At 49.3% G+C, this 24,474-nt stretch carries 22 protein-coding genes; 19 read left to right on the top strand and 3 right to left on the bottom strand.

What is annotated here, in order from left to right:
* Window positions 1–50 precede the first annotated feature (50 nt).
* From QNJ26_18235 to QNJ26_18245, 3 genes are all read left to right on the top strand, one after another.
* Window positions 51–1,142: a 4Fe-4S binding protein gene (locus QNJ26_18235; GenBank protein ID MDJ0987485.1), complete on the top strand. Its 1,092-nt coding sequence runs from the start codon at window positions 51–53 to the stop codon at window positions 1,140–1,142.
* A 556-nt stretch (window positions 1,143–1,698) separates the two neighbouring features.
* Window positions 1,699–2,367, top strand: a complete 669-nt coding sequence (locus QNJ26_18240) for a PilZ domain-containing protein (protein MDJ0987486.1) — start codon at window positions 1,699–1,701, stop codon at window positions 2,365–2,367.
* Between the two features lie 286 nt (window positions 2,368–2,653).
* Entirely contained in the window at window positions 2,654–3,319 is a 666-nt protein-coding gene (locus QNJ26_18245; protein MDJ0987487.1) for an LON peptidase substrate-binding domain-containing protein, read from the top strand.
* Window positions 3,320–3,870: 551 nt separating this feature from the next.
* On the opposite strand, the gene QNJ26_18250 is transcribed toward QNJ26_18245, so the two are convergent.
* The 3 genes from QNJ26_18250 to tpx form a co-directional block, all read right to left on the bottom strand.
* On the bottom strand, window positions 3,871–4,107 hold the full coding sequence (locus tag QNJ26_18250) for a hypothetical protein (protein MDJ0987488.1): 237 nt from the start codon (window positions 4,105–4,107) through the stop codon (window positions 3,871–3,873).
* Between the two features lie 48 nt (window positions 4,108–4,155).
* Entirely contained in the window at window positions 4,156–4,743 is a 588-nt protein-coding gene (locus tag QNJ26_18255; protein MDJ0987489.1) for a sigma-70 family RNA polymerase sigma factor, read from the bottom strand.
* A gap of 509 nt (window positions 4,744–5,252) precedes the next feature.
* Window positions 5,253–5,768: a thiol peroxidase gene (tpx, locus tag QNJ26_18260; GenBank protein ID MDJ0987490.1), complete on the bottom strand. Its 516-nt coding sequence runs from the start codon at window positions 5,766–5,768 to the stop codon at window positions 5,253–5,255.
* Window positions 5,769–6,057: 289 nt separating this feature from the next.
* On the opposite strand from tpx, the gene QNJ26_18265 reads away from it, so the two are divergent.
* The 16 genes from QNJ26_18265 to QNJ26_18340 form a co-directional block, all read left to right on the top strand.
* Window positions 6,058–6,825 (top strand): DUF547 domain-containing protein, encoded by a 768-nt coding sequence (locus tag QNJ26_18265; protein MDJ0987491.1) that lies wholly within the window; start codon window positions 6,058–6,060, stop codon window positions 6,823–6,825.
* A 177-nt stretch (window positions 6,826–7,002) separates the two neighbouring features.
* Complete coding sequence (locus QNJ26_18270; protein MDJ0987492.1) at window positions 7,003–7,131, top strand: hypothetical protein; 129 nt, start codon at window positions 7,003–7,005, stop codon at window positions 7,129–7,131.
* The gene (gene gnd / locus QNJ26_18275; GenBank protein MDJ0987493.1) at window positions 7,128–8,036 is read left to right on the top strand and encodes a decarboxylating 6-phosphogluconate dehydrogenase; all 909 of its coding nucleotides are present in this window, start codon (window positions 7,128–7,130) and stop codon (window positions 8,034–8,036) included. The genes QNJ26_18270 and gnd overlap by 4 nt, the downstream gene beginning before the upstream one ends.
* Window positions 8,037–8,122: 86 nt before the next feature.
* A complete protein-coding gene (gene zwf, locus QNJ26_18280) occupies window positions 8,123–9,685 on the top strand; it encodes a glucose-6-phosphate dehydrogenase (GenBank protein ID MDJ0987494.1) in 1,563 nt (520 codons plus the stop codon).
* Between the two features lie 246 nt (window positions 9,686–9,931).
* A complete protein-coding gene (locus QNJ26_18285) occupies window positions 9,932–10,633 on the top strand; it encodes a TVP38/TMEM64 family protein (protein MDJ0987495.1) in 702 nt (233 codons plus the stop codon).
* Window positions 10,634–10,943: 310 nt separating this feature from the next.
* Window positions 10,944–12,947, top strand: a complete 2,004-nt coding sequence (gene tkt, locus QNJ26_18290) for a transketolase (protein ID MDJ0987496.1) — start codon at window positions 10,944–10,946, stop codon at window positions 12,945–12,947.
* A gap of 45 nt (window positions 12,948–12,992) precedes the next feature.
* The gene (tal, locus tag QNJ26_18295; GenBank protein MDJ0987497.1) at window positions 12,993–14,105 is read left to right on the top strand and encodes a transaldolase; all 1,113 of its coding nucleotides are present in this window, start codon (window positions 12,993–12,995) and stop codon (window positions 14,103–14,105) included.
* Between the two features lie 183 nt (window positions 14,106–14,288).
* Window positions 14,289–14,993, top strand: coding sequence for a ribose-5-phosphate isomerase RpiA (gene rpiA, locus QNJ26_18300; GenBank protein ID MDJ0987498.1), 705 nt, complete (start codon window positions 14,289–14,291; stop codon window positions 14,991–14,993).
* Entirely contained in the window at window positions 14,990–15,652 is a 663-nt protein-coding gene (locus QNJ26_18305; protein MDJ0987499.1) for a molybdopterin-dependent oxidoreductase, read from the top strand. The genes rpiA and QNJ26_18305 overlap by 4 nt, the downstream gene beginning before the upstream one ends.
* 110 nt (window positions 15,653–15,762) lie before the next feature.
* Window positions 15,763–18,504: an aconitate hydratase AcnA gene (gene acnA, locus QNJ26_18310; GenBank protein ID MDJ0987500.1), complete on the top strand. Its 2,742-nt coding sequence runs from the start codon at window positions 15,763–15,765 to the stop codon at window positions 18,502–18,504.
* A 320-nt stretch (window positions 18,505–18,824) separates the two neighbouring features.
* Window positions 18,825–20,048 (top strand): isocitrate dehydrogenase (NADP(+)), encoded by a 1,224-nt coding sequence (gene icd / locus QNJ26_18315; GenBank protein MDJ0987501.1) that lies wholly within the window; start codon window positions 18,825–18,827, stop codon window positions 20,046–20,048.
* A 233-nt stretch (window positions 20,049–20,281) separates the two neighbouring features.
* Window positions 20,282–20,614: an arsenosugar biosynthesis-associated peroxidase-like protein gene (locus QNJ26_18320; protein MDJ0987502.1), complete on the top strand. Its 333-nt coding sequence runs from the start codon at window positions 20,282–20,284 to the stop codon at window positions 20,612–20,614.
* A 10-nt stretch (window positions 20,615–20,624) separates the two neighbouring features.
* Window positions 20,625–21,614, top strand: a complete 990-nt coding sequence (gene arsS / locus QNJ26_18325; GenBank protein ID MDJ0987503.1) for an arsenosugar biosynthesis radical SAM protein ArsS — start codon at window positions 20,625–20,627, stop codon at window positions 21,612–21,614.
* 41 nt (window positions 21,615–21,655) lie between these two features.
* The gene (locus QNJ26_18330; protein MDJ0987504.1) at window positions 21,656–22,999 is read left to right on the top strand and encodes a TIGR04283 family arsenosugar biosynthesis glycosyltransferase; all 1,344 of its coding nucleotides are present in this window, start codon (window positions 21,656–21,658) and stop codon (window positions 22,997–22,999) included.
* A gap of 15 nt (window positions 23,000–23,014) precedes the next feature.
* Window positions 23,015–23,575: a peptide deformylase gene (gene def, locus QNJ26_18335; GenBank protein MDJ0987505.1), complete on the top strand. Its 561-nt coding sequence runs from the start codon at window positions 23,015–23,017 to the stop codon at window positions 23,573–23,575.
* A gap of 424 nt (window positions 23,576–23,999) precedes the next feature.
* The coding region (locus QNJ26_18340; protein ID MDJ0987506.1) for a PHP domain-containing protein at window positions 24,000–24,474 on the top strand (475 nt) is incomplete at its 3' end.

Raw genomic sequence — 24,474 nt, forward strand, 5'->3', positions numbered from 1 at the left:
ACCACCGAGAAAAGGAAAAATAGCTGTATTTGCGAAAAGGAGCCCCCCGCATGGATGATCTCTACATTCGTCTGGCCAAACACCTGGAAAGCCTGATTATGGGTTACCCGTACACCGAAGAGCTCCTTGATTTGCTAAAGGAGATGTTTAGCCCGGCAGAAGCCCAGGTCGCCCTGGCCATCCCCAATGACCTGGAGCCGCTGCAGGTGGTGAGTCTGGAAAAGATCGCCGAGCGTGCGGATCTTCCCGTACCAGAGGTAGCGAAAGCCTTGGACTCCATGGCCGGACGCAATATGCTCTATACGGCACCCACCGCTGACGGCCCCATTGGATATGCACTGCTGCAAGTCGGTTACGGGTTGCCCCAGACATTTTTCTGGAAAGGCATACAGGATGAGACGACCAAAAAAATGGCCAAGCTGGTACTCAAATATTTTACCGTACCGACCACACACAAAATTTATGGTGGCGTCCGCACCAAATCGTTTAAATACAGTCCAGCCAACAGCAGCATCGAGATACCGATGCAGGGCGTGATGCCGAATGAACAGATCGGCCCCATCGTTGAGGCCGCCACCAAAATAGCCGTCGCCCATTGTCCTTGCCGTATGTCGGCCAAAATTCTGGGTCGCACGGATTGCCCCCATAGTCTCGAAGTGTGCGTCAAGTATGATGAGATGGCGGAATTTGTTATCGATAAAGGTCTGGCCCGCGAAATTTCAAAAGATGAAGCCCATCAGATAATGGCAAACAGTGAAAAAGAAGGGCTGGTGCATATGGTGGACAATACCCAGGGGCAGATAAAACATACCTGCAATTGCTGTGGCCACTATTGTTGGAATGTCGGTATTCTTCGGCGGCGTAAAATACCGCGCGACCAGTTAATGGCCGTCTATTTTATACGTGAAACCGAACTCGATGAATGTATTGGCTGCGGTGCCTGCGCTGAGATTTGCCCGGTGGATGCGGTCCAAATGGTTGATGACAAACCCCTGGTGGACCCGGATTGGTGCATTGGATGTGGCGTGTGTGCCATTCAGTGCCCGGCAAATGTGATATCCATCAGCCGTCGCATCGCACATCAGGGACCAAGGGACTTTGAGCAGCTGCATCGGCAGATTAAGAAGGAAAGAAACCTTTAATATCAGCTATGATGGACCTCAGGAGCATTATCCTGGATTTAGTGGTATCACCCATCTTATAGGTCATATCACACCAGGTTAAGCCCGTTGCCCGCTTGTCCGCCTTTGGTGGGTTAGCCCGTTGCCTGAAAAATTAAAATCAGACATTATCCTTATAAAGCCGCGTTCAAACCCGCTATGTACCGCCTCTCAATTTGAAGAAATGTGAAATAAAATTCACACAAATCAGGAATCCGTTTCATAAGATCTAGTACGTAAAAGCACCAACTTTAAACGTTCTTACGCCAAACTCCCATGATACCTGCCTTCCCGTTTGCATATCCCTTGGCATAAAGCTTGCTATCTAAAGATAGGCGTTGGAGGCATACCAGGCTTTTATAAAACCCGAACGCTACTGCGGGCTGCACCAAATCGATAACCAACACGCCTTGAGCGTCGCAAATATTTTATCGATTCGCATTTTAGCGGCTGCGGATAGAAAAAGGAGGGTAAAGAGCATTGGGCATAAAAGGGGGAGAGGTAAAAATAAGAGATAGAGGCGGGACGCGATCAGGCAATGACAGGCGGCAGAAGCATCAACCCTATCGGGGTGTGGAAAGAAGGTCCGGCCGTGACCGCAGAAAAGGCTTTGACCGCAGAAGCGGACTGGCAAGACGCAGAATCCCGAGTCGCAGAAGCGAAAACAGCTGCTGGGACGGGACCTGCATCGAGCGCCGCGATATTTTTCGAAAATAGCGAAGACATCAAAAGAAGTGACCCAAACCAGCACAATATATGGGATACTATGGCCATTGAAAAAATAATATTTATCACCAACAACCCGCAAACATCCAAAGGGCATCCATCTGCCGCAGACCAAAGATTCAGTAAGCGCTTTGAGCATGAGGCCCCTTTGATCATTAAAGATTGCGATAATGGAACCTATGCATACGGTAGAATGTACAACTACAGCCGCGGCGGCATTTACTTTGAGTCCGATGCAGTGTTTAAGCCTGGCACCTGTGTTCGAGTCGACATCGAAAGAGCTCAACACAGTCTGGCCGCCGATAGTTATTATGCAGCAGTAAGGTGGTGCAAAGAAATATTCGATGCGGTGGTTTTATATGATTACGGAATTGGTATTGAATTTGACCGCAAAATAAACCGCAGTGCAGCCATCGGAAGACTGCGTCTTATTCAAGGCGGCAACGACCAGAGCGATATCCCTGACCTTCTCACACCTTAACAAAAAAGGTGTGCCCCTGACCCACGTAAGGCAGAGCCTTTAGAGGCTCTGCCTTAATTTTTTATGGAAGCGCCCAGCATTTGAGCAACATTGCCGATCATTTGATACCACCCCCCCAAAAAAATTCAATGTGTTACCGATGCCAGTAAAATACTTTGCCCGGCTCGATGTTGACTGTTGAATCTTAGACCCTAACTTTAAATCATTGACAATTTCACGTAAGGCTTGCCTGTTGAACTGTTCGAAGAGGGGGCCGTGCTATTAAGTATTGTTGGAGCTTATGCGTATGCAAACAGAAACCGTTATACCCATATTCCCGCTGGGCCTGGTGTTGTTGCCCCAGATGTCTTTACCCCTGCACATTTTTGAGGATCGTTATAAGCAGATGACCAAAGAATGCCTGGCAAGCAATAGGGCTTTTGGTATTGTGTATTTTAGCGGCAAACAATTCGAAACCAAGGGGTGTACCGCGCGCATCATCAAAATACTGAAACGCTATGATGATGGCCGTTTAGACATTATTACCAGAGGTGAGAACCGTTTCAGCATCAAAGAATTGTATGACAAAAAGCCATATTTAGAGGCAAGCGTTGAATTCTTTGATGATCAGCCGCAGCAACATTCAGAATCAGCGCAAAAAATGGCCCACACCTGTATTCAGCTGCTCAGACAAATTAACGCCATGACCGGTCAATACACCGATGGTGAGTTCAGCGATCAGCTGGATACGAAATCAGTATCCTTTCTGGCCGCGGCCTGCGATGGTTTCAGTTACCGTGAAAAACAGCGGTTTTTGGAGATGACACACACCAACAGCCGATTGCAAAAGACCGCCGAAGCCCTTGAAAAATTGGTTCATCGTCTAAGCATTACCAGTGAAATTGAACGGATTATTGGCGGAAACGGGAATTTGCCCGAATCGCTACAAGATGGGGTCAAACAGAAACACTGATAACACCACACCACAAAGCCCATGCCGCTAATCGTGTGAGGTTAACGCCATGGGCTTTGCATTGTCGAAAATCTATCAAAGAAACGCCATCTAGAAGCAATTTCAAAAATAGCAGATATCGGCCAAGGATCCGCCTTCGGCGGATTAGATGCATTTTTGAGATTGCTTCTAGTTAGAATACTTTTCTCTAAACGCCTTACGACGCTCTCTTTTTTTGCGCAGCTTGAGACTCTGCAAGCTTCTTCGATCTGAGCCACTGCGACGATGGCGCAAAAAGCGCCTCTCGGGGAAATGTTCGGAAGAAGTAAATTGACGGCGATCCGGCAGTGAGCGCCTTCCGCCTCGATCTTTGATTGTACGGGCATCTACTTTATCGACCACTTTGTAAAGCCTTTGTCAATGAATCGATTTGCCGTCCCGCAGGTGGCGGGCGACTTTAAGGGTTTAATATTTTAGAGTTTTATCCTGAACCTAATTTTACAATTTACAGGCACCGTTTCTTTTGTCAAGCGATAGTTGATCATCGAAGTAGTTTAATGGTCCAAGCCATATTACTGGGTACCGGTTAAATGGTTCTTTAAAAATTCTTTAAGCCTTTCTTTGCCATCACTGGAAAGTGCACGGGAATCATCTAGTTCTTTTCCGTGCAGTTCCTCATAACGACTGGCAGCCCTGAGCGTTTTAAAATGCTCTCTGCACCTAGCACAGTATTTGCACATCAGAAGGTGCATGCGCATCAGCACACGCTGATAAATAGGCAAAGCCCGATCCATGGATTCTGAAATCATTTCAGAAACTTCCTTGCAGTCATACATCCAGCGCACAGATTTACTCCTTTAAGACCCAGGGTTGAGCCACTTGTTTTCGAGGCAGCGCCGCAGAGACATACGGGCACGATATAGCATAACCCAGCTATTCGTCGCAGTTATTCCCAGCTCCTTACAAATATCATCTGTACTGAGGCCATCCATCTCACGCTTGATAAACGCATCGGCCAAACGTTCTGGCAGTTCCGCCAAACAATGATAAAGAACATCTATAAATTCTTTTTGTTCATATAGCTTTCCCGGATTCACCGCCCACTTGCCTGGCAGTATCTGCCAGTGCCCGCGCTCGTCGAAGTCCGGGTCAGACTTGTCTGTCAGGGCTTCGATCTTATCTGTAGACGGTTCCCGAATTTTTTTGCGGATATGATCGACAATTTTATGCTTAAGTATGGCAATCAGCCAGGTTCTGCCGGCGGACTCACCCTTGAAGTTTTCTCGGGCACGCAGGGCCGCCAGGAAAGTCTCTTGAACCAGATCCTCCGCAACGGAGGGATCTTTAACCCTCGAGAGTGCAAAACGATAAAGGAAATCGCCGTAACTATCGACCCATGATTCAGGATTATCGATACTGGCGGGTTCAGATTTCCGATGGCTCATAGCTTTATGATGAAGATAAAAGAAGGAGACAAGTGTAAACCGCAAAAAGCTTCCAATAATTCTACATCCAAAACGATTGTCTACGAAATGTTATCCGCTCGATCGCCATGAAATAAGCTTGGATAATGCCTTTTGGCCATTTCCCGATTGAAATCGAATGTGCCCTTCTTTCTTAGCGTTAAATTGATTGAAATGGGTATCAGTAACAACAAAAGACACATTAAAATCGCTGCAAATGTCACAAACAACATTGCCTACCGCTTTCTTTTGCATGTTGATAACGAAATAACCAGGTAAAAGGCGTTGAAGCCGCTTGAACAAATGCTGTTGAGACATAATGGGTTTTGGATGACTATATCAGCAAATTAAACGGGTTGCAATGACCGTTCTTCATGGATTTCACCGAGGAAACATCAAATAGTCGATTAGATTATGGTGCTCATAAACGGTGACTTTGCAGCGGCAAAAGCATCATTTCAAATGTATTTTTGCGGCTTTTATCCCAACATTTAGCCGATTTTTTTGACGGCCTCGATGACCGCATCATAATCCGGCTCTTCGGAGAGCTCCTTAACATGCTGGATATACTGAATGATGCCATCGCGGTCCACAACGAAAATTGACCTTGCCAGCAGGCGCAGTTCTTTGATCAACACGCCGAAAGCGCTGCCAAAGACAGCATCGCGGTGATCTGAGAGGGTGATGACCTTATCGACACCGGCGGAACCACACCAGCGCTTCTGGGCAAAAGGAAGATCCGTGCTGACCGTTAAAATAACGACATCATCACCCAGTTGACCGGCTGTTTCGTTAAAACGGCGGGTTTCCATATCACATGTCGGCGTGTCCAAGGACGGCACTGCCGAGATGACACATATCTTACCTCTAAATGACGAAAGTTTAACTGCATTTAAATCGTTATCCAGAACTTCTAAATCGGGAGCCGCATCTCCCACGTTGAGCACCGTTCCAATCAGTGTGAGCGGGTTACCATGCAGGGTAACGGCTGCGCTACGTTCCTCCATTTTAATCTCCTTTCGATGTGAGATGTGTTTTTGTGAATTGCAGAATGTTTTGAGTTGCCCAAACATAAGACTTTTTCAAATGAAATCAACACGCTTAAGAGATGGTTTTTACATCATAATACGAAGGACTTTACAGTGTCCGGCAGTTTCTTGACTAAGGTGGTTCAACCCTTATTGTAATTTGTAAGTTTCAAGACTGTCGTTCGACCAAGAGCAGACTTTGAATGGTAGCCTCGATGATAAAATCGGGCATTTAATAAAATTGAATTGACTGGAAAGGATTTTTAAAATGAATCAGCGCTATTTGGGGCTTGCTCTCATAATAAATCTATCGCTTGTAGTCGGAACGCTTGGGTCAGCCACACCGGGCCAAGCTTCGACCGTGAATCATGAAATTTGGGCCAAACTGCTTGGCAAGTACGTCAAGCCGGGTGGTGTGGACTATGCCGGTTTTAAGAAAGAAGAAGAGCGCTTGGATCAGTATTTAAAAATGCTTGAAAACACGGATCCGGAAAAGCTACCCCGCAGAGAACAGTATGCCTACTACATTAATGCATACAATGCCTGGACGATAAAGCTGATTTTAAGTGGCTATCCGGGAGTCGAGTCAATTAAAGACTTTGGTTCAATTTTTCAAAGCCCTTGGCAAAAGAAATGGGTGCGCGTCAACGGTAATGTCATTACGCTTGATCATGTTGAGCATGATATCCTCAGACCGCGCTATAAGGATCCCCGTGTCCATTTTGCCATTAATTGTTCGGCTGTCAGCTGCCCGCCGCTCAGACCGGAACCCTATCTGGCTGATATCCTTGATCAGCAATTAGACGATTCAACCCGTTCATTTATTAATGACGCCAACAGCCATCGACTGGAGGGCAATACCCTGTATGTCAGCCGGATTTTCAAGTGGTTTTCGGAAGACTTTAATGAAGACGCTCTGGGATTTTACCTACAATATGCCGAAGGTGATTTAAAAGAAAAATTAACCCGCCAAAAAGACAACATTCAGGTGAAATACATGCACTATGATTGGTCGCTGAATGATGTCGAGGGTTAAAAACTCGGAGTAATGGAGTATTGGAGTGGTGAAACACACTGGAGTATTGGAGTGTGATAAAATACTTACAAATTTCACCAAATCAATCCCATTACTCCAATACTCCAGCAAAATTACCAGTTGAGTCCATCTTGCTTTGTTTGCACGATTTGGCAAGGGAAAGATTGAGGGAACGAAATGCCAACTTTTGAGTGTGATATTGGGATCATCGGCGGTGGCGCCGGTGGGTTAACTGTGGTGGCCGGAGCTGCCCTACTGGGGGCCAAAACGCTTTTGGTTGAAAAAGAAAGGGGGGCAGAAGCATGAAACTCGCAATGATCGGCTTGGGGAAAATGGGGATGAATATGGCCAAACGACTGATGCAGGGTCATCATGAGATCGTCGCCTATGATTTGTCCGAGGAGGCGGTTCAACAAATCAGCGCTGAAGGCGCCAGCGGGGCAAATTCGCTGCAGCAGGTTGTCGAAATGCTTTCAGGACCCCGCATTGTCTGGATCATGCTGCCGGCCGGCAAGCCGGTAGAAGAGACCATCAACGGCTTAAAAGAATTGCTGAGCCCAAAAGACATCATCATTGACGGCGGCAACTCCTATTATAAGGATGATCGGCGCCGCTACGATATGCTTCAGGAAGCGGGCATTCACTATATGGATGTCGGTGTCAGCGGCGGCATCTGGGGTTTGGAGGCGGGCTACTGCATGATGATGGGCGGTGATGAAGCTATTTTTCACCTTCTTGAGCCCATCTTTGAAACCCTGGCCCCCAAAGACGGTTATCTGTATTGCGGTAAAAGCGGGGCGGGCCATTTTGTCAAAATGGTCCACAATGGAATCGAATACGGTTTAATGCAGGCCTATGGCGAAGGATTTGAAATTCTGGATGCCTCCGAGTTTGCCGAATCCTTTGATTACGCCCAAATTGCCCATCTGTGGAACCAGGGCAGCGTGATTCGCTCCTGGCTGCTGGAGCTGGCCGAAGATGCCTTCAATAAAAACGCCGAATTGACCGACATCACCGGCTATGTCCAGGACTCCGGCGAAGGGCGCTGGACGGTGCAGCAGGCAATTGATACCGCAGTCCCGGCAGAAGTGATTACCCTTTCACTGATGCGACGCTTCCGCTCACGACAGCAGGATCCTTTTACCGAGCGCGTCTTGGCAGCCCTGCGGCGGGAGTTTGGTGGACATGCGGTGGTTTCCAAAAAAGAATAAGCTCAGGTTGAATGGTAAGTATCGAATTCTTTTGATTCTGAATTGGACGACAATGTAAATTAAGGGTTAATTTAGGAGAGATTAATATGGACACTAAGACCGCTGATACCGATAGTGTCGAAAAAACCATGGCAACGGTAAGCGCGCCGGATCTGGGCCTGGCGCCGCAGGAATGCGTCATGCCGGAGCCCAGCGAACCCTGTACCATCATCATAATGGGGGCCACCGGCGATTTAACCGCGCGCAAGCTGATGCCCCAGCTATTCAATTTGTATTTGAATGCCGGCCTGCCGGAGCCCTTTTTAATTGTGGGCACCAGCCATATCGATATTGCCGAAGCGGAATTCAAAGACAGCATGCAAGCGGCTTTGAAAAAAGCCGGTGTTTATGATGAAACCCGCTGGTCAGATTTTGCCCGGGCGCTCCATTATCGCTACGCTGATTTCGCGCATCTGGAATCGTTCACCCAAATGGCCCAGGCTTTAAGGGAGCTGGACCAACAGTTTAACACGCGCGGCAACCGCATTTTTTATATGGCGCTGCCACCGTCGGTCTACAAATCGGCTGCCCATTTGATCGGTAAGGTCGGCCTGGCAGATGAGCATCAAATCGGCAACGGCTGGTCACGGATCGTGGTGGAAAAACCCTTTGGTACCGATCTGGAAACCGCTGTCGATTTGGATCAGAGCCTGAGCCGCGATTTTGCCGAACACCAGATTTTTAGAATCGACCATTACCTGGCCAAAGAAACCGTACAAAATGTATTGATGCTGCGCTTTGCAAACTCCTTGTTTGAGCCCATATGGAATCGACGCTATGTGGATTATATTGCCATCACCGCCATTGAAGAGCTGGGTGTCGAGCATCGCGCCGGATATTATGAACAATCCGGGGTTTTAAGAGACATGTTTCAGAACCATATGATGCAACTGCTGGCGTTGACCGCCATGGAGCCGCCCTCCCGATTCGAAGCCGATCATGTCAGAGATGAAAAAGTTAAAGTATTCCGCTCCTTGCGCCCCTTCCAAGTCGATCGTCTGACGGACAACCTGGTGCTCGGTCAATATTTAGCCGGTACGGTTGACAGCCAGGCGGTACGCGCCTATCGCGAAGAGCCGGGCGTAGCGGCCGACTCGTTAACACCGACCTTTGCTCTGATGAAAGTTCATCTGGATAACTGGCGCTGGCAGGGAGTACCTTTTTACCTGACTTCAGGTAAACGTCTGGACCAAAAATTAACCGAGATTGCCATTCAATTTAAAAGCGTCCCGCATTCAATGTTCCGCCATACTTTGGGCGAAACCATTGCAGCCAACCGGCTTATTCTGGGTATTTATCCTGAGGAAAAAATTACCCTGACGTTTCAGACTAAAAACCCCGGTGCCACTGTTTGTCTGCGCACCGTTACAATGGACTTTAATTATCAACAAAGCGCCAGCGGTCCTGTTCTGGACGCCTATGCAAGAGCACTGATCGATTGCATGCTTGGTGACCAGATGCTGTTCTGGCGCCAGGACGGTGTTGAGCTGTGCTGGAAGTTTTTGACACCCATCTTAGATCGCTGCGAGGTCTGTGATGATCAGGCCGACCTGCTTCACTTCTATGAGGCCGGAACCAGGGGGCCGAAGGCGATCGAGCACATTACATAGGAAGGTTTCAGGTGTCGGGTGTCAGGTTTCAGGCCTTCGATAATCAGTTTGAAAACTTTGTAAGCCAGTAGCAATGGCGATCGCTTTTTTTTCTTTGTTTTCAGATTTTAGTCTTATGTTTCCTGACACCTGACACCTACTTTTTAGTTATAACTGAAACCACTATGAGACTGAAAGTCTCAAATAGAAACTGATGACAAATTTGGCAACAGAGATACTGATCTTGACATCTGAGGAGAGTTCGATATGGAACAGGTTATGCAACCAACGGTTAACAGCCGCAAAAAAGCGCTTGTAAAAGCGCTGATACTAGTGGCATTTATTGTCGGCGCCATTTTGATGGTGCGCCTAACGCCGATCAAACAATATCTGACTCCTGATGCGTTGGGTCAGTACCTGGACATGACCGGGTTTTGGGGGCCGATCATATTTATCATTATCTACGCTGTCGGGATCTGCCTGTTTTTACCCGGCACCTTACTGACCGGACTGGGCGCGGCCATTTTTGGCGCCTACTGGGGATTTGTGTGGGTATGGATCGGTGCCATGATCGGCGCCACCGCGGCCTTTATTATCGGGCGGACATTGGGTAGAGAATTTGCAGCATCCCTGATTGGCGATAAACTCAAAAAATATGACGACGGCATTGAACGCAACGGCTTTGCCACCGTGTTATACTTGCGGCTGGTATACTTTCCATTTACGCCCATGAATTTCGGGATGGGCTTGACCAAGGTGCACTTTTGGGATTACGTTGCGGGGACCGGATTGGGTATCATTGTCGGTACTTTCATTTTCACATTTTTCATCGGTACGCTAAAAGATGTCTGGACCTCGGGCAACTGGGGGGAGCTGATTTCGTTTAAGGTGTTTTTCTCCATCGGCTTGTTTATATTTTCGTTTTTTATCCCCAAAATCTTAAAAAAAATCAAAAAAGAAGAGAGTTAGGACAGTAATTAAAGCAAACCTAGTAAAATCTCTCTCAGAAAAGTCATCTTGATATGTCAAACGAGCTGAAACTCGACATCCGAAACTCGAAATAAATTTTAAATCCTAATTTCAAATGTTTAAAACGCTTCCGGCCGTTAACAAACATTATTTTCATGGTTTTGATTCTGGAATTTGAAAAATTTGTATTTGTTTCGGCCATTTTAATAAAATCAGGTGTGCTTCGATATTCGAATTTATCAGATGCTTAAAGATTTGAAGGCGCAAAACCACAACAGTTGACGTTTGAATAGGAAGAAAAGGGGGGATAATGTCGAGCGAACTTGACCAGCTCTGTATCAACACAATTCGAATGCTTTCAGTCGATGGGGTGCAAAAAGCCAATTCCGGGCATCCCGGGATGCCCATGGGCGCGGCTGCCATGGCCTATGTTCTCTGGACGCGCTTTTTGCGCCACAATCCAAAAGATCCCACCTGGCCCAATCGGGACCGCTTTGTGCTCTCAGCCGGTCATGGCTCGATGCTGATCTACAGTCTGCTGCACCTGAGCGGTTATGACCTGCCGCTGGAAGAGATTCAGAATTTTCGCCAATGGGGCAGCAAAACTCCCGGGCATCCGGAATACGGTATCACACCGGGTGTGGAGACCACCACCGGCCCCTTAGGCCAGGGATTTGCCAACGGTGTGGGTATGGCTCTGGCCGAACGGTATCTAGCGGCGCGCTTTAACGAACCCGGTCATCAAATTATCGACCATTTTACATACGGCATCGTCAGCGACGGTGATCTAATGGAAGGCATTTCGCATGAAGCTGCCTCGCTCGCTGGCCATTTGGGTCTGGGCAAATTAATCTATTTCTACGATGACAACCAAATCTCCATTGAAGGCCATACCGATATTGCTTTTACGGAGAATCGCAGCGGCCGTTTCGAATCCTATGACTGGCATGTTCAATACGTGGCTGACGGCAACGATCTGTCGGCATTGGAGCAGGCGCTTGTCGAGGCCCAGAATGAAACTGATCGGCCATCATTGATCTCAGTGCGAACAAACATCGGCTATGGAAGCCCCAACAAACAGGATACAGCCAGCGCCCATGGGGAGCCATTGGGACCTGAGGAAGTTCAGCGCACCAAAAAAAATCTGGATTGGCCACCGGAGCCAGGTTTTTTGATTCCCGATGACGCCTTGACGCATTTCCGGCGGGCCATCGAAGTCGGTCAGAAGCTGGAATCCCGATGGCAAAATGCCTTTGAAGCTTATCAAAGCGAATTTAAAGAAGACGCCGCTGAATTGCGGCGCTGGATAGACGGCCAGCTTCCGAAAGGATGGGAAGAAGATCTTCCGCTGTTTGAGCCCGATGAGAAAGGAATGGCGACCCGGGTCGCTTCCGGCAAGGTGCTCAATGCCATTGCACCCACCATCGCTAACCTTGTTGGGGGTTCGGCGGATCTGGCGCCATCCACAAAAACCTTAATTGACGGGGAAGATGATTTTCAGGCCGACAATTATGGCGGCCGTAACTTGCGTTTTGGTGTGCGCGAACATGGGATGGGCGGCATTTTAAACGGCATGGCCCTGCATGGCGGCCTTATTCCTTATGGCGCCACTTTTCTCATTTTTTCCGACTACATGCGTCCTTCCATTCGTCTGGCCGCCCTCACAGAACAACAGGTGATTTATGTGTTTACCCATGACAGCATCGGTTTGGGAGAAGACGGCCCCACCCATCAGCCGATTGAGCAGCTGGCGGCATTAAGGGCCATACCGAACTTGATGCTAATCCGGCCCTGTGATGCCAATGAAACCACCCAGGCTTGGCGGGCCGCCATTCAGCACAGTGATGGCCCGGTAGCCCTGGCGCTGACGCGCCAAAATCTTCCCACCCTTGATCGCAATGGACAATATGCGTCCGCCGAGGGTCTGCACAGGGGAGGTTATGTGTTGCGCGAGGCGGCAAACGGACAACCGGAGGTGATTTTGATCGCCAGTGGCTCGGAAGTGCATATAGCCCTCAAAGCTGCCGAAATGATAGATGCCAAAGGACCGGCCACCCGGGTGGTCAGTATGCCGTCCTGGGAATTGTTTGAGGTCCAATCAACAGAGTATTGCGACCAGGTGTTGCCCCAGACCGTCAAAGCCAGGGTTGCCATTGAAGCCGGCAGCCCCCAGGGCTGGCATCGCTACGTGGGTGACGCCGGACGGATTGTTGCCCTTGACCATTTCGGTGCCTCAGCACCGGCGCAGACATTGTTTGAAAAATTCGGGCTGACAGCCGATCGGGTGGTTGAAAAAGCGCTGGAATGCGTTTAAAGATAGATTCGATTGGATCAAAAATCTGATGATAAGGAGAACGGTATGTCAAAACTGATCGAACTTGAGAAAATGGGCCAATCCATATGGCTGGACTACATCCAACGCTCGATGTTAACTTCCGGCAAGCTTAAGCGGCTGGTCGATACCGGTTTGCGGGGGGTGACTTCCAATCCGGCGATTTTTGAAAAGGCCATTGCCGGCAGCAATGACTATGATGATGATTTAAAGCAGCTGATCCAAACCGATGGCTCAATCGAACAAATTTATGAAGCCCTGGCGATAAAGGATATAACCCTGGCCACCGATACGCTGCGCGGTGTGTATGATGTTACCAACGGCAAAGACGGCTATGTCAGTCTGGAAGTCAGCCCTGAGCTGGCCTACGAAACAGATAAAACCGTTGCCGAGGCCAAACGGCTTTATGAAACCGTCAACCGGCCCAATGTGATGATCAAAGTGCCGGCCACAAAAGAAGGATTGCCGGCAATTACTGAATTGATCGGTTGCGGCGTCAATGTCAATGTCACCCTAATCTTTAGCCTGCAAAATTATAAGGGGGTTGCCGAAGCATACCAGGCCGGTCTCGAACAGCTGGCTACCGCCGGCCCCAGTGTTAAAGGGGGGCATACGGTTGATCGGGTGGCCTCGGTGGCTTCTTTTTTTGTCAGCCGTGTGGATACGGCCGTGGATAGGGCATTAGAGCAAATTGGCAACTCAGCGCTACAGGGCAAGATTGCAGTGGCCAACTCCAAGATGGCTTACGCCGAATACAAACATATTATCCAGCAATCCCGCTGGCAGCAATTGGCCGCTAAAGGCGCGCAAATGCAACGCGTTCTGTGGGCGAGCACCAGCACGAAAAATCCAGCCTATCCGGACAATCTCTATGTGGATGAGCTTATCGGGCCGGATACGGTCAACACCCTTCCGCCCGCTACATTAGACAGTTTTATGGACCATGGCCAGGTCGCAGAAACACTCACCCAGGGACTTGCAGAGGCTCAAAGCCAGGTAGCTCAGTTGGCCGATCTGGGTATCGATCTGGATGCCGTCACCCAGAAATTGCAGAACGACGGTGTCGTGGCGTTTGCCAAACCCTTTGCCAAACTGTTGGAAAGCATTGCCGAAAAATGCAAGCAACTGAAAGCGGCATAGTTGGAATAATGGAAAAATGAAACATTGGGTAGGGAAAACAGATGCTGCACTGATGTCACTTTTCAAGGCGACCATGAAAATAGATCCTGTTCCGCCAAGCCCAATATTCCAGCCTTCCAGTATTTCATGGCATTAATGTACGGTAAAGCCAGCGAACTTTGATTTGATCAAAGGATTTAGCCTATGGCTATAAAAAAACAAGACGAACTAAAACAAAAGGCCGCCCATCGCGCCGTAGAATCAATAGAATCCGGCATGATCGTGGGACTGGGTACCGGCAGCACGACATCATTTGCCGTGATTCGAATCGCAGAGCGTATCAAATCCGGTGTTCTAAAAGACATTGTCGGTATTCCCACCTCCATCCGTACCGAAAAGCTGGCCCGGGACCGCAATATCCCTTTAACCACCCTGGACGAGCAGCCTGAGATCGATGTCACCATTGATGGGGCCGATGAGGTCGACCCGGAGTTGAATTTGATCAAGGGCGGCGGCGGGGCGCTGCTGCGTGAAAAAGTGGTTGCCCAGGCCAGCCGCAAAAATATTATCATCATCGATGAAAGTAAACTGTCTGAATGTCTGGGCACCCATTGGGCTCTGCCGGTAGAAGTGATTCCCTTTGCCGCCCAGACCGAATCCAACTTTCTGCAATCGCTGGGAGCAACAGTCAGCCTGCGTAGCGATGAAAACGGGCAACCTTACACAACCGATCAAGAAAACTTTATACTCGATGCGAATTTTGGTAAAATGTCGGATCCTGCTGCTTTGTCAGCCAAATTAAATGAACGCGCTGGCATTGTCGAACATGGGCTATTCCTGGGTTTAGCCAGCGAGGTCATTGTCGCAGCTGAAGATGACATCCGGCATTTGCAACACAAACGCAAATGAAAACACGTCGCCAATTCATCACATGGGCCCTCAAGGTGCTAACAGGCCTCGGTCTGTTGGCCACCTCCATTAAGGCCTTTTTACAAAGAGCTTGGGCTCAAACCAAACGGTTTATCGTTCCACGCGATACGGACTTGTCGACATTGCGCAATAAAAATCCGGCTACGCTGGATACCAGCCAACTGGAAGTTCTTCCATTGGAAGCGTTTGAAACCATGGGGTTGAAAAACCATGCCGTGCACCTACCTTCATGGCGCCTGATCATAGACGGCAATGTCGCCGTACCAACCCGACTTCCCTATTCGGAAATCATCAAGCTTCCCTCGATTGAACGCAATGTTTTGCTGATTTGTCCCGGTGTCTTTGTCAACCATGGCAGATGGAAGGGGATATCTCTGATGACGGTATTAAATCTAGCCCAGATGCAGGAGGATACGACGCATATCACCGTTTACGGGCCAGAAGGCCCCAATGAGAAAGTAGAGCGCTTTCCGATTGAGGATGTCGGATCGGATAAAGTGTTTTTGGCCTATCAAGTAAACGGTGAAAAATTGCCGATTAAGCACGGATTTCCCCTGCGCATCGTGGCTGAAGATTACTACGGGGATGATTGGGTCAAGTATGTATATAAGATTGAAGCAATCAAAAAACTGGAGTGATGGAGTGATGATTACTTTCATCTACTGATCTTTCTTGATTTCTGCTTTTCCGGTACTCCAGTACTCCAACACTCCAGTACTCCATGAATTTTGAAGAAAAGGAGCCATTGATGGACAACACCGATTATCGCGCAAATTTAGAGACAAAAACGGGGTCGATCGACTTTTTTGACATTATGCGACTGGAAAAAAACGGTATCGCCGATATTCAACGCCTGCCCTATTCGATCAAAATCCTGGTGGAAAACCTGTTGCGCAAGCTGGATGGCCACGTCGTGCTGGAACAAGATTTAAAAAATATCGCCGGCTGGCAAAAAAGCTATGAAACACCGGTGGAAATTCCGTATCATCCCGCGCGGGTACTGATGCAGGATTTTACGGGTGTTCCAGCGGTGGTTGATCTGGCGGCTATGCGTGATGCCGTAAAAGATTTGGGCGGCAATCCGCAAAAGATCAACCCGCTGGTTCCAGTGGATCTGATTGTCGATCATTCGGTGCAGGTCGATTATTTCGGCAACCCCGATGCCATTACCCAGAATGTCGCCAAAGAATATGAGCGCAATGCCGAACGCTACGCGCTGCTGAAGTGGGCCCAGAAAAGCTTTGATAATTTCAACGTCGTCCCGCCAAATTCAGGCATCTGTCACCAGGTGAATCTGGAATATCTGGGGCGGGTGGTCATGACCGAAAAAGCCGGTACCCGCACGGTGGCCTATCCGGACACCCTGGTGGGCACCGATTCACACACCCCGATGATCAATGCCATCGGGGTCATGGGCTGGGGTGTGGGCGGCATCGAGGCCGAAGCCGTTACGCTAGGGCAGCCGTACTACATGTCCATTCCGCAAGTCGTTGGGGTCAAGCTGGTCGGAGAATTACCAGCCGGCACGACGGCAACCGATCTGGTATTGACCGTCACCGAATTGCTTCGCCAGCACAACGTGGTTGAAAAATTCGTTGAATTTTTCGGCTCCGGCATGAAAAATCTGACCGTTACCGATCGCGCCACACTGGCCAACATGACCCCGGAATACGGCGCCACCTTGGGCTTTTTCCCCATCGATGAAAAAACCATTGATTATCTGAAGATGACCAACCGGGCCGACCGGGCCGAGATCGTCGAAACCTACGCCAAAAAACAGGGACTTTTCTACACGGATGCCAACGAGCCCGAATATTCCGAAATTGTCGAACTCAATCTGGCCACGGTGGTGCCCTGTGTTGCCGGACCAGCCCGACCCCAGGATCGCATCAACATCAGCGATTTAAAACAGAGTTTTGCCACCCAGCTCGGCTGCACATATGAGCGTGACGCCGATGTTGAGCATATATCCAAATACCACGATGAATCCGGTTCGAAGACCAAGCGCCCAGAAGACTGCAAGCCTAAGAAGAAGGCCTGCCAAATCGTGGTCAATGGTGAGCCCATCGAGCTTTGCGACGGCGACATTGTCATCGCAGCCATTACATCCTGTACCAATACCTCCAATCCGTTTGTCATGCTGGGCGCCGGACTGGTGGCCAAAAAGGCCGTTGAAAAAGGGTTGCGCGTGCCTGCCTATGTGAAGACCTCACTAGCGCCGGGCTCAAAAGTTGTCATCGATTACTTAAAGGACGCCCAGTTGCTGTCTTACCTGGAACAGCTGGGATTTTACCTGGCCGGTTTCGGTTGCACCACCTGTATCGGCAACAGCGGGCCGCTACCGCCTGAAATTGACAAGGCTGTCCAGGACAAGGACCTGACTGTAGCGGCAGTGCTGTCGGGCAACCGCAATTTTGAAGCCCGCATTCATCAACAGGTACGCGGCAATTTTCTGGCATCCCCGATGCTTGTTGTCGCTTTTGCTATCGCCGGCAGCATCGATATTGATCTGACCAGCGAGCCGCTGGGCCAGGATGCTGATGGCCAACCGGTGTATTTGAAAGATATCTGGCCGACCGCTGAAGAAATCGAGAGTCTTATCCACAAACATGTTAAACTGCAGTATTTCAAAGAGGAATACGCTTGCATATTTGACGGCGATGATTTTTGGCGCCAGCTTCCGGTTGCGGAAGGCACCACCTTTGAGTGGCAGGAACAATCCACCTATATCCGCAAGCCGCCTTATTTTCAGGAGTTTGCACTGGATATCACCCAACCGGCGGATGTTCAAAATGCGGGCATTTTGCTGATTTTAGGCGATTCGCTGACCACAGATCATATTTCTCCGGCCGGTGCCATTCCGCCGGAATATCCAGCCGGCAAATACTTAATTGAAAAAAAGGTCGCACCGGCAGATTTTAATTCCTACGGATCCCGCCGGGGCAATCACGAGGTCATGATGCGCGGCACCTTTGGCAACATCCGTATTAAAAACAAATTGGTGGATCCCAAAGAAGGCAGTTTCACGTTAAAATTTCCGCAGAGCGAGGAGATGTATGTGTATGACGCTGCCATGCAATACATGGCTGAACATAAACCTCAGCTGGTTTTGGGCGGTAAAGAGTATGGCACCGGCTCATCACGGGACTGGGCGGCTAAAGGATCCCAGCTGCTGGGCATCAAAGCGGTCATTGCCGAATCATATGAACGAATTCACCGCAGCAACCTGGTGGGGATGGGCGTGCTGCCATTGACTTTCAATGATGGCGACAGCTGGCAAAGTCTGGGGCTCGACGGCTCGGAGACCTACACCATCACCGGCATTGAAGACATCGCGCCTCTTAAAACCCTTGGCGTTCAGGCGGTTAAACCGGATGGTAGCAAAATTGAGTTTAATGTAACCGCCCGATTGAACACCGATATCGATGTGGCATATTTTAAACACGGTGGTATATTGCCGTATGTACTACGCAAAATACTATCCGAGTAAAGCGAGTGTTTCAAATTTAAAAAGATATTATGAGTACTTATATTAAATGAATATTATCAATTTATATTTTTTAAATTTGAAACCCCAAGGGGCTTGCCGATCTCACCGCATCTACTGTGTCAAATGCCGTCCCGCATAGTTTAACTATAGCGGAACGACATTTTCCTTGTAGCTGCGGCAACCTCGGCAATCACTCGCCCTTAAATATACTCTTTGGGTTAATAGAGTAAACCCAATAGACACAGCAAGGGTGGTAAAAGTCTTCTGTAAAAACAATCAGGCTCTGAGCCGCCCTGTTCCAAAAGAAGAAAGGCTGAAACATGGGAACTGAAAATCGGATTGCCATAAACCCGGACGGCACACTGAATGTTCCGGATACACCCCAAATTCCGTTTATCGAAGGCGACGGCATTGGGCCGGAAATCTGGCAGGCTACGCGTCTGGTTATCGATGCAGCTGTAGAAAAAGTGTATGATGGCAACAAAAAAATTATATGGCTGGAGGTTTTGGCGGGTGAAAAAGCATTTAAGGAAACCGGCAACTGGCTGCCGGACGAAACCCTTGCCGATATTGAAAAATATGCGGTGGCCATCAAAGGCCCCATGACGACCCCGGTGGGCAAAGGCATTCGCAGCTTGAATGTGACGATCCGCCAGGCGCTCGATCTTTATGCCTGTGTGCGCCCGGTGAAATATATAAAGTCGGTTCCCAGCCCGGTCAAAGATCCGCAAAGCGTTAACATGGTCATTTTTCGGGAAAATACCGAAGACCTGTATGCGGGTATCGAGTATCAATCCGGCAGCCCGGATGCGGATAAAGTACGGCAGTTTTTAAACGAACAAATGGGCACCACCTTGCCCACCGATGCAGGCATTGGCATCAAGCCCATCAGTGCGACCAACACCAAACGACTGGTGGCCAGAGCCATTGCGTATGCCCTCGACAACGGCTTTACCAGTGTAACCCTGATGCACAAAGGCAATATCATGAAATTTACCGAAGGCGCTTTCGCCCATTGGGGTTATGAGGTCGCTGCCGAAAAATTCAAAGACCTGACGATCACGGAACAAGAGCTGTGGGATGATTATCAGGGCAAGCAACCGCACGGTAAAGTGGTAATCAAAGATAGAATCGCCGACATGCTTTTTCAACAGGTTCTGCTGCGACCCAATGAATTCGGCGTTATTGCCACACCCAACTTAAACGGTGACTATCTTTCAGATGCCCTGGCTGCCCAGGTAGGGGGATTGGGGATGGCACCGGGCGCCAATATCGGCGATCTTTGCGCGGTTTTTGAAGCCACCCATGGCACCGCTCCAAAATATGCGGGACAGGATAAAGTCAACCCCAGCTCTTTAATCCTTTCAGGCGTCATGATGCTGGTTCATATGGGATGGCGCGAGGCTGCCCGCCTGGTTCGCGATGCCCTGCAGGATACCATTGAAGCCAAAACGGTTACCTATGATCTGGCCCGTCAGATCAAAGATGCCCAACAACTAAAATGCTCCGAGTTCGGTCAGGCAATCATTTCACACATGGGATAACCCTGGTTTCAGGTTTCGGGTGTCAGGTGTCAGGCCTTCGGTGGTAGGTTTTGGGTCCTTGTTAATCAAATCCTGCAAAGGTCGCTTGATTTTTTAATTCTGATTTTTAGTCCTTTGTTCCTTGACACCTGAATCCGCCTTCGGCGGAACACCTGACACCTGATATGTAAGGATCACCACCTATTGACGACATAGAGGAGTCGATTGAAGAATAAACAGAGGAGACATATTAAATGGACACCTATTACAAGCCGGAAGATCTTCCCAAGTTTGAAGACATCGGCAAAGAAGCGCCTGAGTTGGCGCGCAAATTTTTTGACTATTACAACGCTGTTTTCGCTGATGGAGAGCTAACCGAACGCGAAAAAGCGCTGATTGCCCTGGCCGTCGCCCATACCGTCCAGTGCCCCTATTGCATCGATGCCTACACCCGGGCCTGCCTTGAGAAAGGATCTAATCTGGCTGAGATGACCGAAGCGGTCCATGTCGTCACCGCGATCCGGGGTGGCGCTTCCCTGGTACATGGTGTTCAGATGCGCAATATTGCAGACAAATTATCAATGTAGCAGAGGCCCAATGCTCGATAAAGCCCACATAGAAGACATCGACGCATCCTCGCAGGTCACTGCTGCGGATATCGTGCCCTTTAAGGCCACACTGGCCCGGCACGATCTTAGGCTGGTGCGCCGGACGACCGCAGCATTACAGATCAATGTGGGGCTGGTGTGCAACCAGCTCTGCCGTCACTGTCATCTGAATGCCGGGCCGGGCCGCACAGAAAATATGGACGCGCAGACGCTAAAAGCGATCGTCGCATACGCGCGGCGATGCCGATTTGAAGCCATTGATATCACCGGTGGGGCGCCGGAACTCAATCCGTTGCTGCCAGATTTAATTCGACAACTGTCACCTTTAACGCCGCGAATCATGCTGCGCTCTAATCTATCGGCCCTCAGTGAACAGATGAATCGCCTGTTGAAGGTGCTGATCGCGCACCGGGTCGTCATCGTGGCATCCTTTCCATCGTTAAATCTGTCCCAGACAGATGCCCAGCGCGGAGAAGGCATTTTCGAAAAAAGCATTGCCGTACTGAAAGCGCTCAACGCTTTGGGCTACGGACGTGCTGCATCCGGTCTGGAGTTAAACCTGGTCTCCAATCCCACCGGCGCTTATATGCCGCCCGGCCAGGAGCAAATCGAAAAACGGTATCATCAGATCCTGGAACGAAAATGGGGGTTGAGGTTTAACCACCTGTTTAATTTCGCCAATGTCCCCCTGGGGCGGTTCAAACAGTGGTTGATCCAAACAGGCAACTATGATGCTTACCTCAACAAGCTGGTTGCCCAATTTAATCCCTGTGCGATCGAAGGACTGATGTGCCGCAGTCAGGTCTCGGTTTCCTGGGATGGCTATTTGTATGACTGCGACTTCAACCTGGCACGGGGCCTTTTTACGCGCGGCAAGAAAATCCATGTTTCCGAAATGGCAGGGCCGCCTGAAGTGGGCACCCCCATTTTTACTGCTGATCATTGCTACACATGTGCAGCCGGCTCGGGCTTTACATGAGGCGGCACCATCACCACCTGAGTTCAGGTAGGAGAAACCCCATGTCCGCAGCGCGGCCTGAACGCTTGATTGTCTTCACTCGGTTTCCCGAGCCCGGAAAAACCAAAACCCGTTTAATCCCAGCCCTGGGCGCACGGGGGGCCGCTCGTCTGCAGCGTCAGATGACCGAGCGCATCATCACTACCGCAATAGCGCTAAAGGGTCAAAATGGGCTAAGCATCGAAGTCCGCCATGAAGGTGGCGATGCGGCTTTGATGCAAGATTGGTTGGGGTCGAATCTGGTTTACCGTCCGCAGGGCAAGGGGCATTTGGGCCAGCGCATGCAAGAGGCTTTCACCTCGGCCTTCGAGGAAAATACGGCGGCAGTGGTTATTGTCGGCAGTGACATACCAGGGATTTCAACTCAAATTATTCGGCAGGCCTTTGAAGCGTTGCACCAAAATGACCTGGTCATAGGCCCGGCCTCGGATGGGGGCTATTATCTGGTGGGCCTTAGCCACTCTCTGGCGACGATTGCCTATGGTCAACTGTTTGAAGGAATTGACTGGGGCAGCGACAGGGTTTTGGCTCAGACCCTGCAGATTGCCAGCGGCTTGAGACTGACGTTAACTCAACTGGAACGTTTGCCAGATGTGGATCGACCTGCAGATCTGTCTGTCTGGCATCAGACCCAAAAGACTGCGGCGCGGTCGACAAAACTGTCGATCATCATCCCGACACTAAATGAGGCCGATACCATCGAGCGCACCCTTTCCCAACTCAAAGAAATCAATAACCTGGAAGTGATTGTCGTTGACGGCGGCAGCAATGATAAGACCGCTGACCTGGCCAGATTACAGGGTGCCAACGTGATCAAAACCCAGCCAGGCAAAGCCAACCAGATGAACAGCGGGGCTGCTGCGGCAACCGGAGAGGTGCTGATCTTTTTACACGCCGACACCCGCATGCCCGCAGGCTTTAATCATCAAATCGTCGCGGCCCTCGCTCAAAAAGGGGTGGTGGCCGGCGCCTTCCGACTGGCCATTGACTCACCCGCTGCGGGTATTCGCTTCATTGAACGCGCGGCTGATTTGCGCTCGCGCTTTTTTCAGCTGCCCTATGGCGATCAGGCCCTTTTCATGAACAAGGCAGTCTTTGAAACCATCGGCGGTTTTGCCGACCTGCCGATCATGGAGGATTTCATTTTGGTTCGCCGCTTGCGGCGTAAGGGCAAAATCATCATCTTGCCCACTGCCGTCACCACTTCACCCCGCCGCTGGCAACATTTTGGAATTCTGAAAACATGGCTGGTCAATCAGATGATCATTATCGCCTACTATCTGGGGATATCGCCTGAACGACTGGCCCGCTGGTATCGCCGTGAAGCCGGTAAAGGCAGAAACTAACCGTGAGAATAAAATATGTGGACTAGAAGGCAATGGCTAAAATTCGGTTTAGCAGGATTGATCGGCACCACGGGAACATTTTCATTTGTAAAACATTATAAACAAAAACACGATATTATTGATATCGTTGAATTTCCGCACCCAGTTTTGCGTAGCCCTTCGCAACCGATAGATGTTATCGAAGACAGCGTCGACACCCTCGCAAAATCGATGATCGCCATTTTACAATACAACGCGCCCTTCGCATTTTTACTGGAGGGCTCCCTTTATAGAGGGCTGGCAGCCCCCCAGATCGGCATCCAAAAACGATTGATTGTATGCGGTCTTCGCGGCGAAATCAAAATTCTGATCAATCCAGAAATAGTCGAAAAGAAAGGTGCTTATACCAACAGCGAATCTTGTTTGTCGCTGCCGCAACATGGTCATAAATTGATCACACGCTCCCAATACGTGCAGGTCAAGTATAAAACCCTTGAAAATACTGAAAAAATTATCGGCGCCCAGAACAGTTATGCGGCACTTTTGGAACACGAAATCGATCATCTCAATGGGGTGCTCTATATTGATTATGCATAGATCCTACCCTGCCCCGCTTCCCCCTTGACTTAATGATTCGGCCCCTTATGTTAGGCGTTCGTTTTTTTTGTGCAAAATTTCGGCGTTAAGTTTGACACGCTATGCGCCGATATAATAGAAAAGCAACTCCGCTAACGGACACAATATGGCGTTATTTGGAATTTGATTAATGACGTTTGTTTTGTTATATTGACATTATCATTGAGAATCTTTGAGCGGTAATGGAGCTAAATAGAGCTGAGCGATCTGCACCTCCCGATAAGATTGCCTGCCATTCATAACCATTCTCCGTTTTTACAATATCCTAAAAATGTGTGAAACCAGTTGCTCCCATCTCAGTTGGATTCTCCTGAGAATATTGACATCGTGCGCCTGAAACCGTTGAGCGAATCGACACGAGACAATTGAGCAGAGAAGGGGAAAAATGATTGATCATCATCGAATTCAGTTCGAACGACCTGATTTAACCAAACTAACAGAAAAACATACTGTAGTGGATCCACATTTTCATTCCCACTATTCAGACGGATATAATTCGGTCGAGACCATTGCCCAAAAAGCCCGCGAACTGGGTATCGGCATCGCCATAACCGATCACAACGAAATCCGCGGTGCCGTTGAGATTGCCCAGCAACGGGATATCTTTAGCATCCCGGGCATTGAGATGACATCCTTGGAGGGGACCCACGTTCTGATCTATTTTTATCACCTGGATCACCTTGAAACCTTCTACAACCTCAACGTGATCCCCAATATGGGCAATGATATCATGAGTTCCACCACGCTTCCGATGGAAGACATTATCAAGCGGGCCCGCAATTTCAAAACCGTGATTATCTTTCCCCACCCTTACTGCGGGGTATATACCGGTATCCAGAACTCGTATTTTTCAGAAGATC

The organism is Desulfobacterales bacterium, from assembly GCA_030066985.1.
Classification (GTDB): domain Bacteria; phylum Desulfobacterota; class Desulfobacteria; order Desulfobacterales; family JAHEIW01; genus JAHEIW01.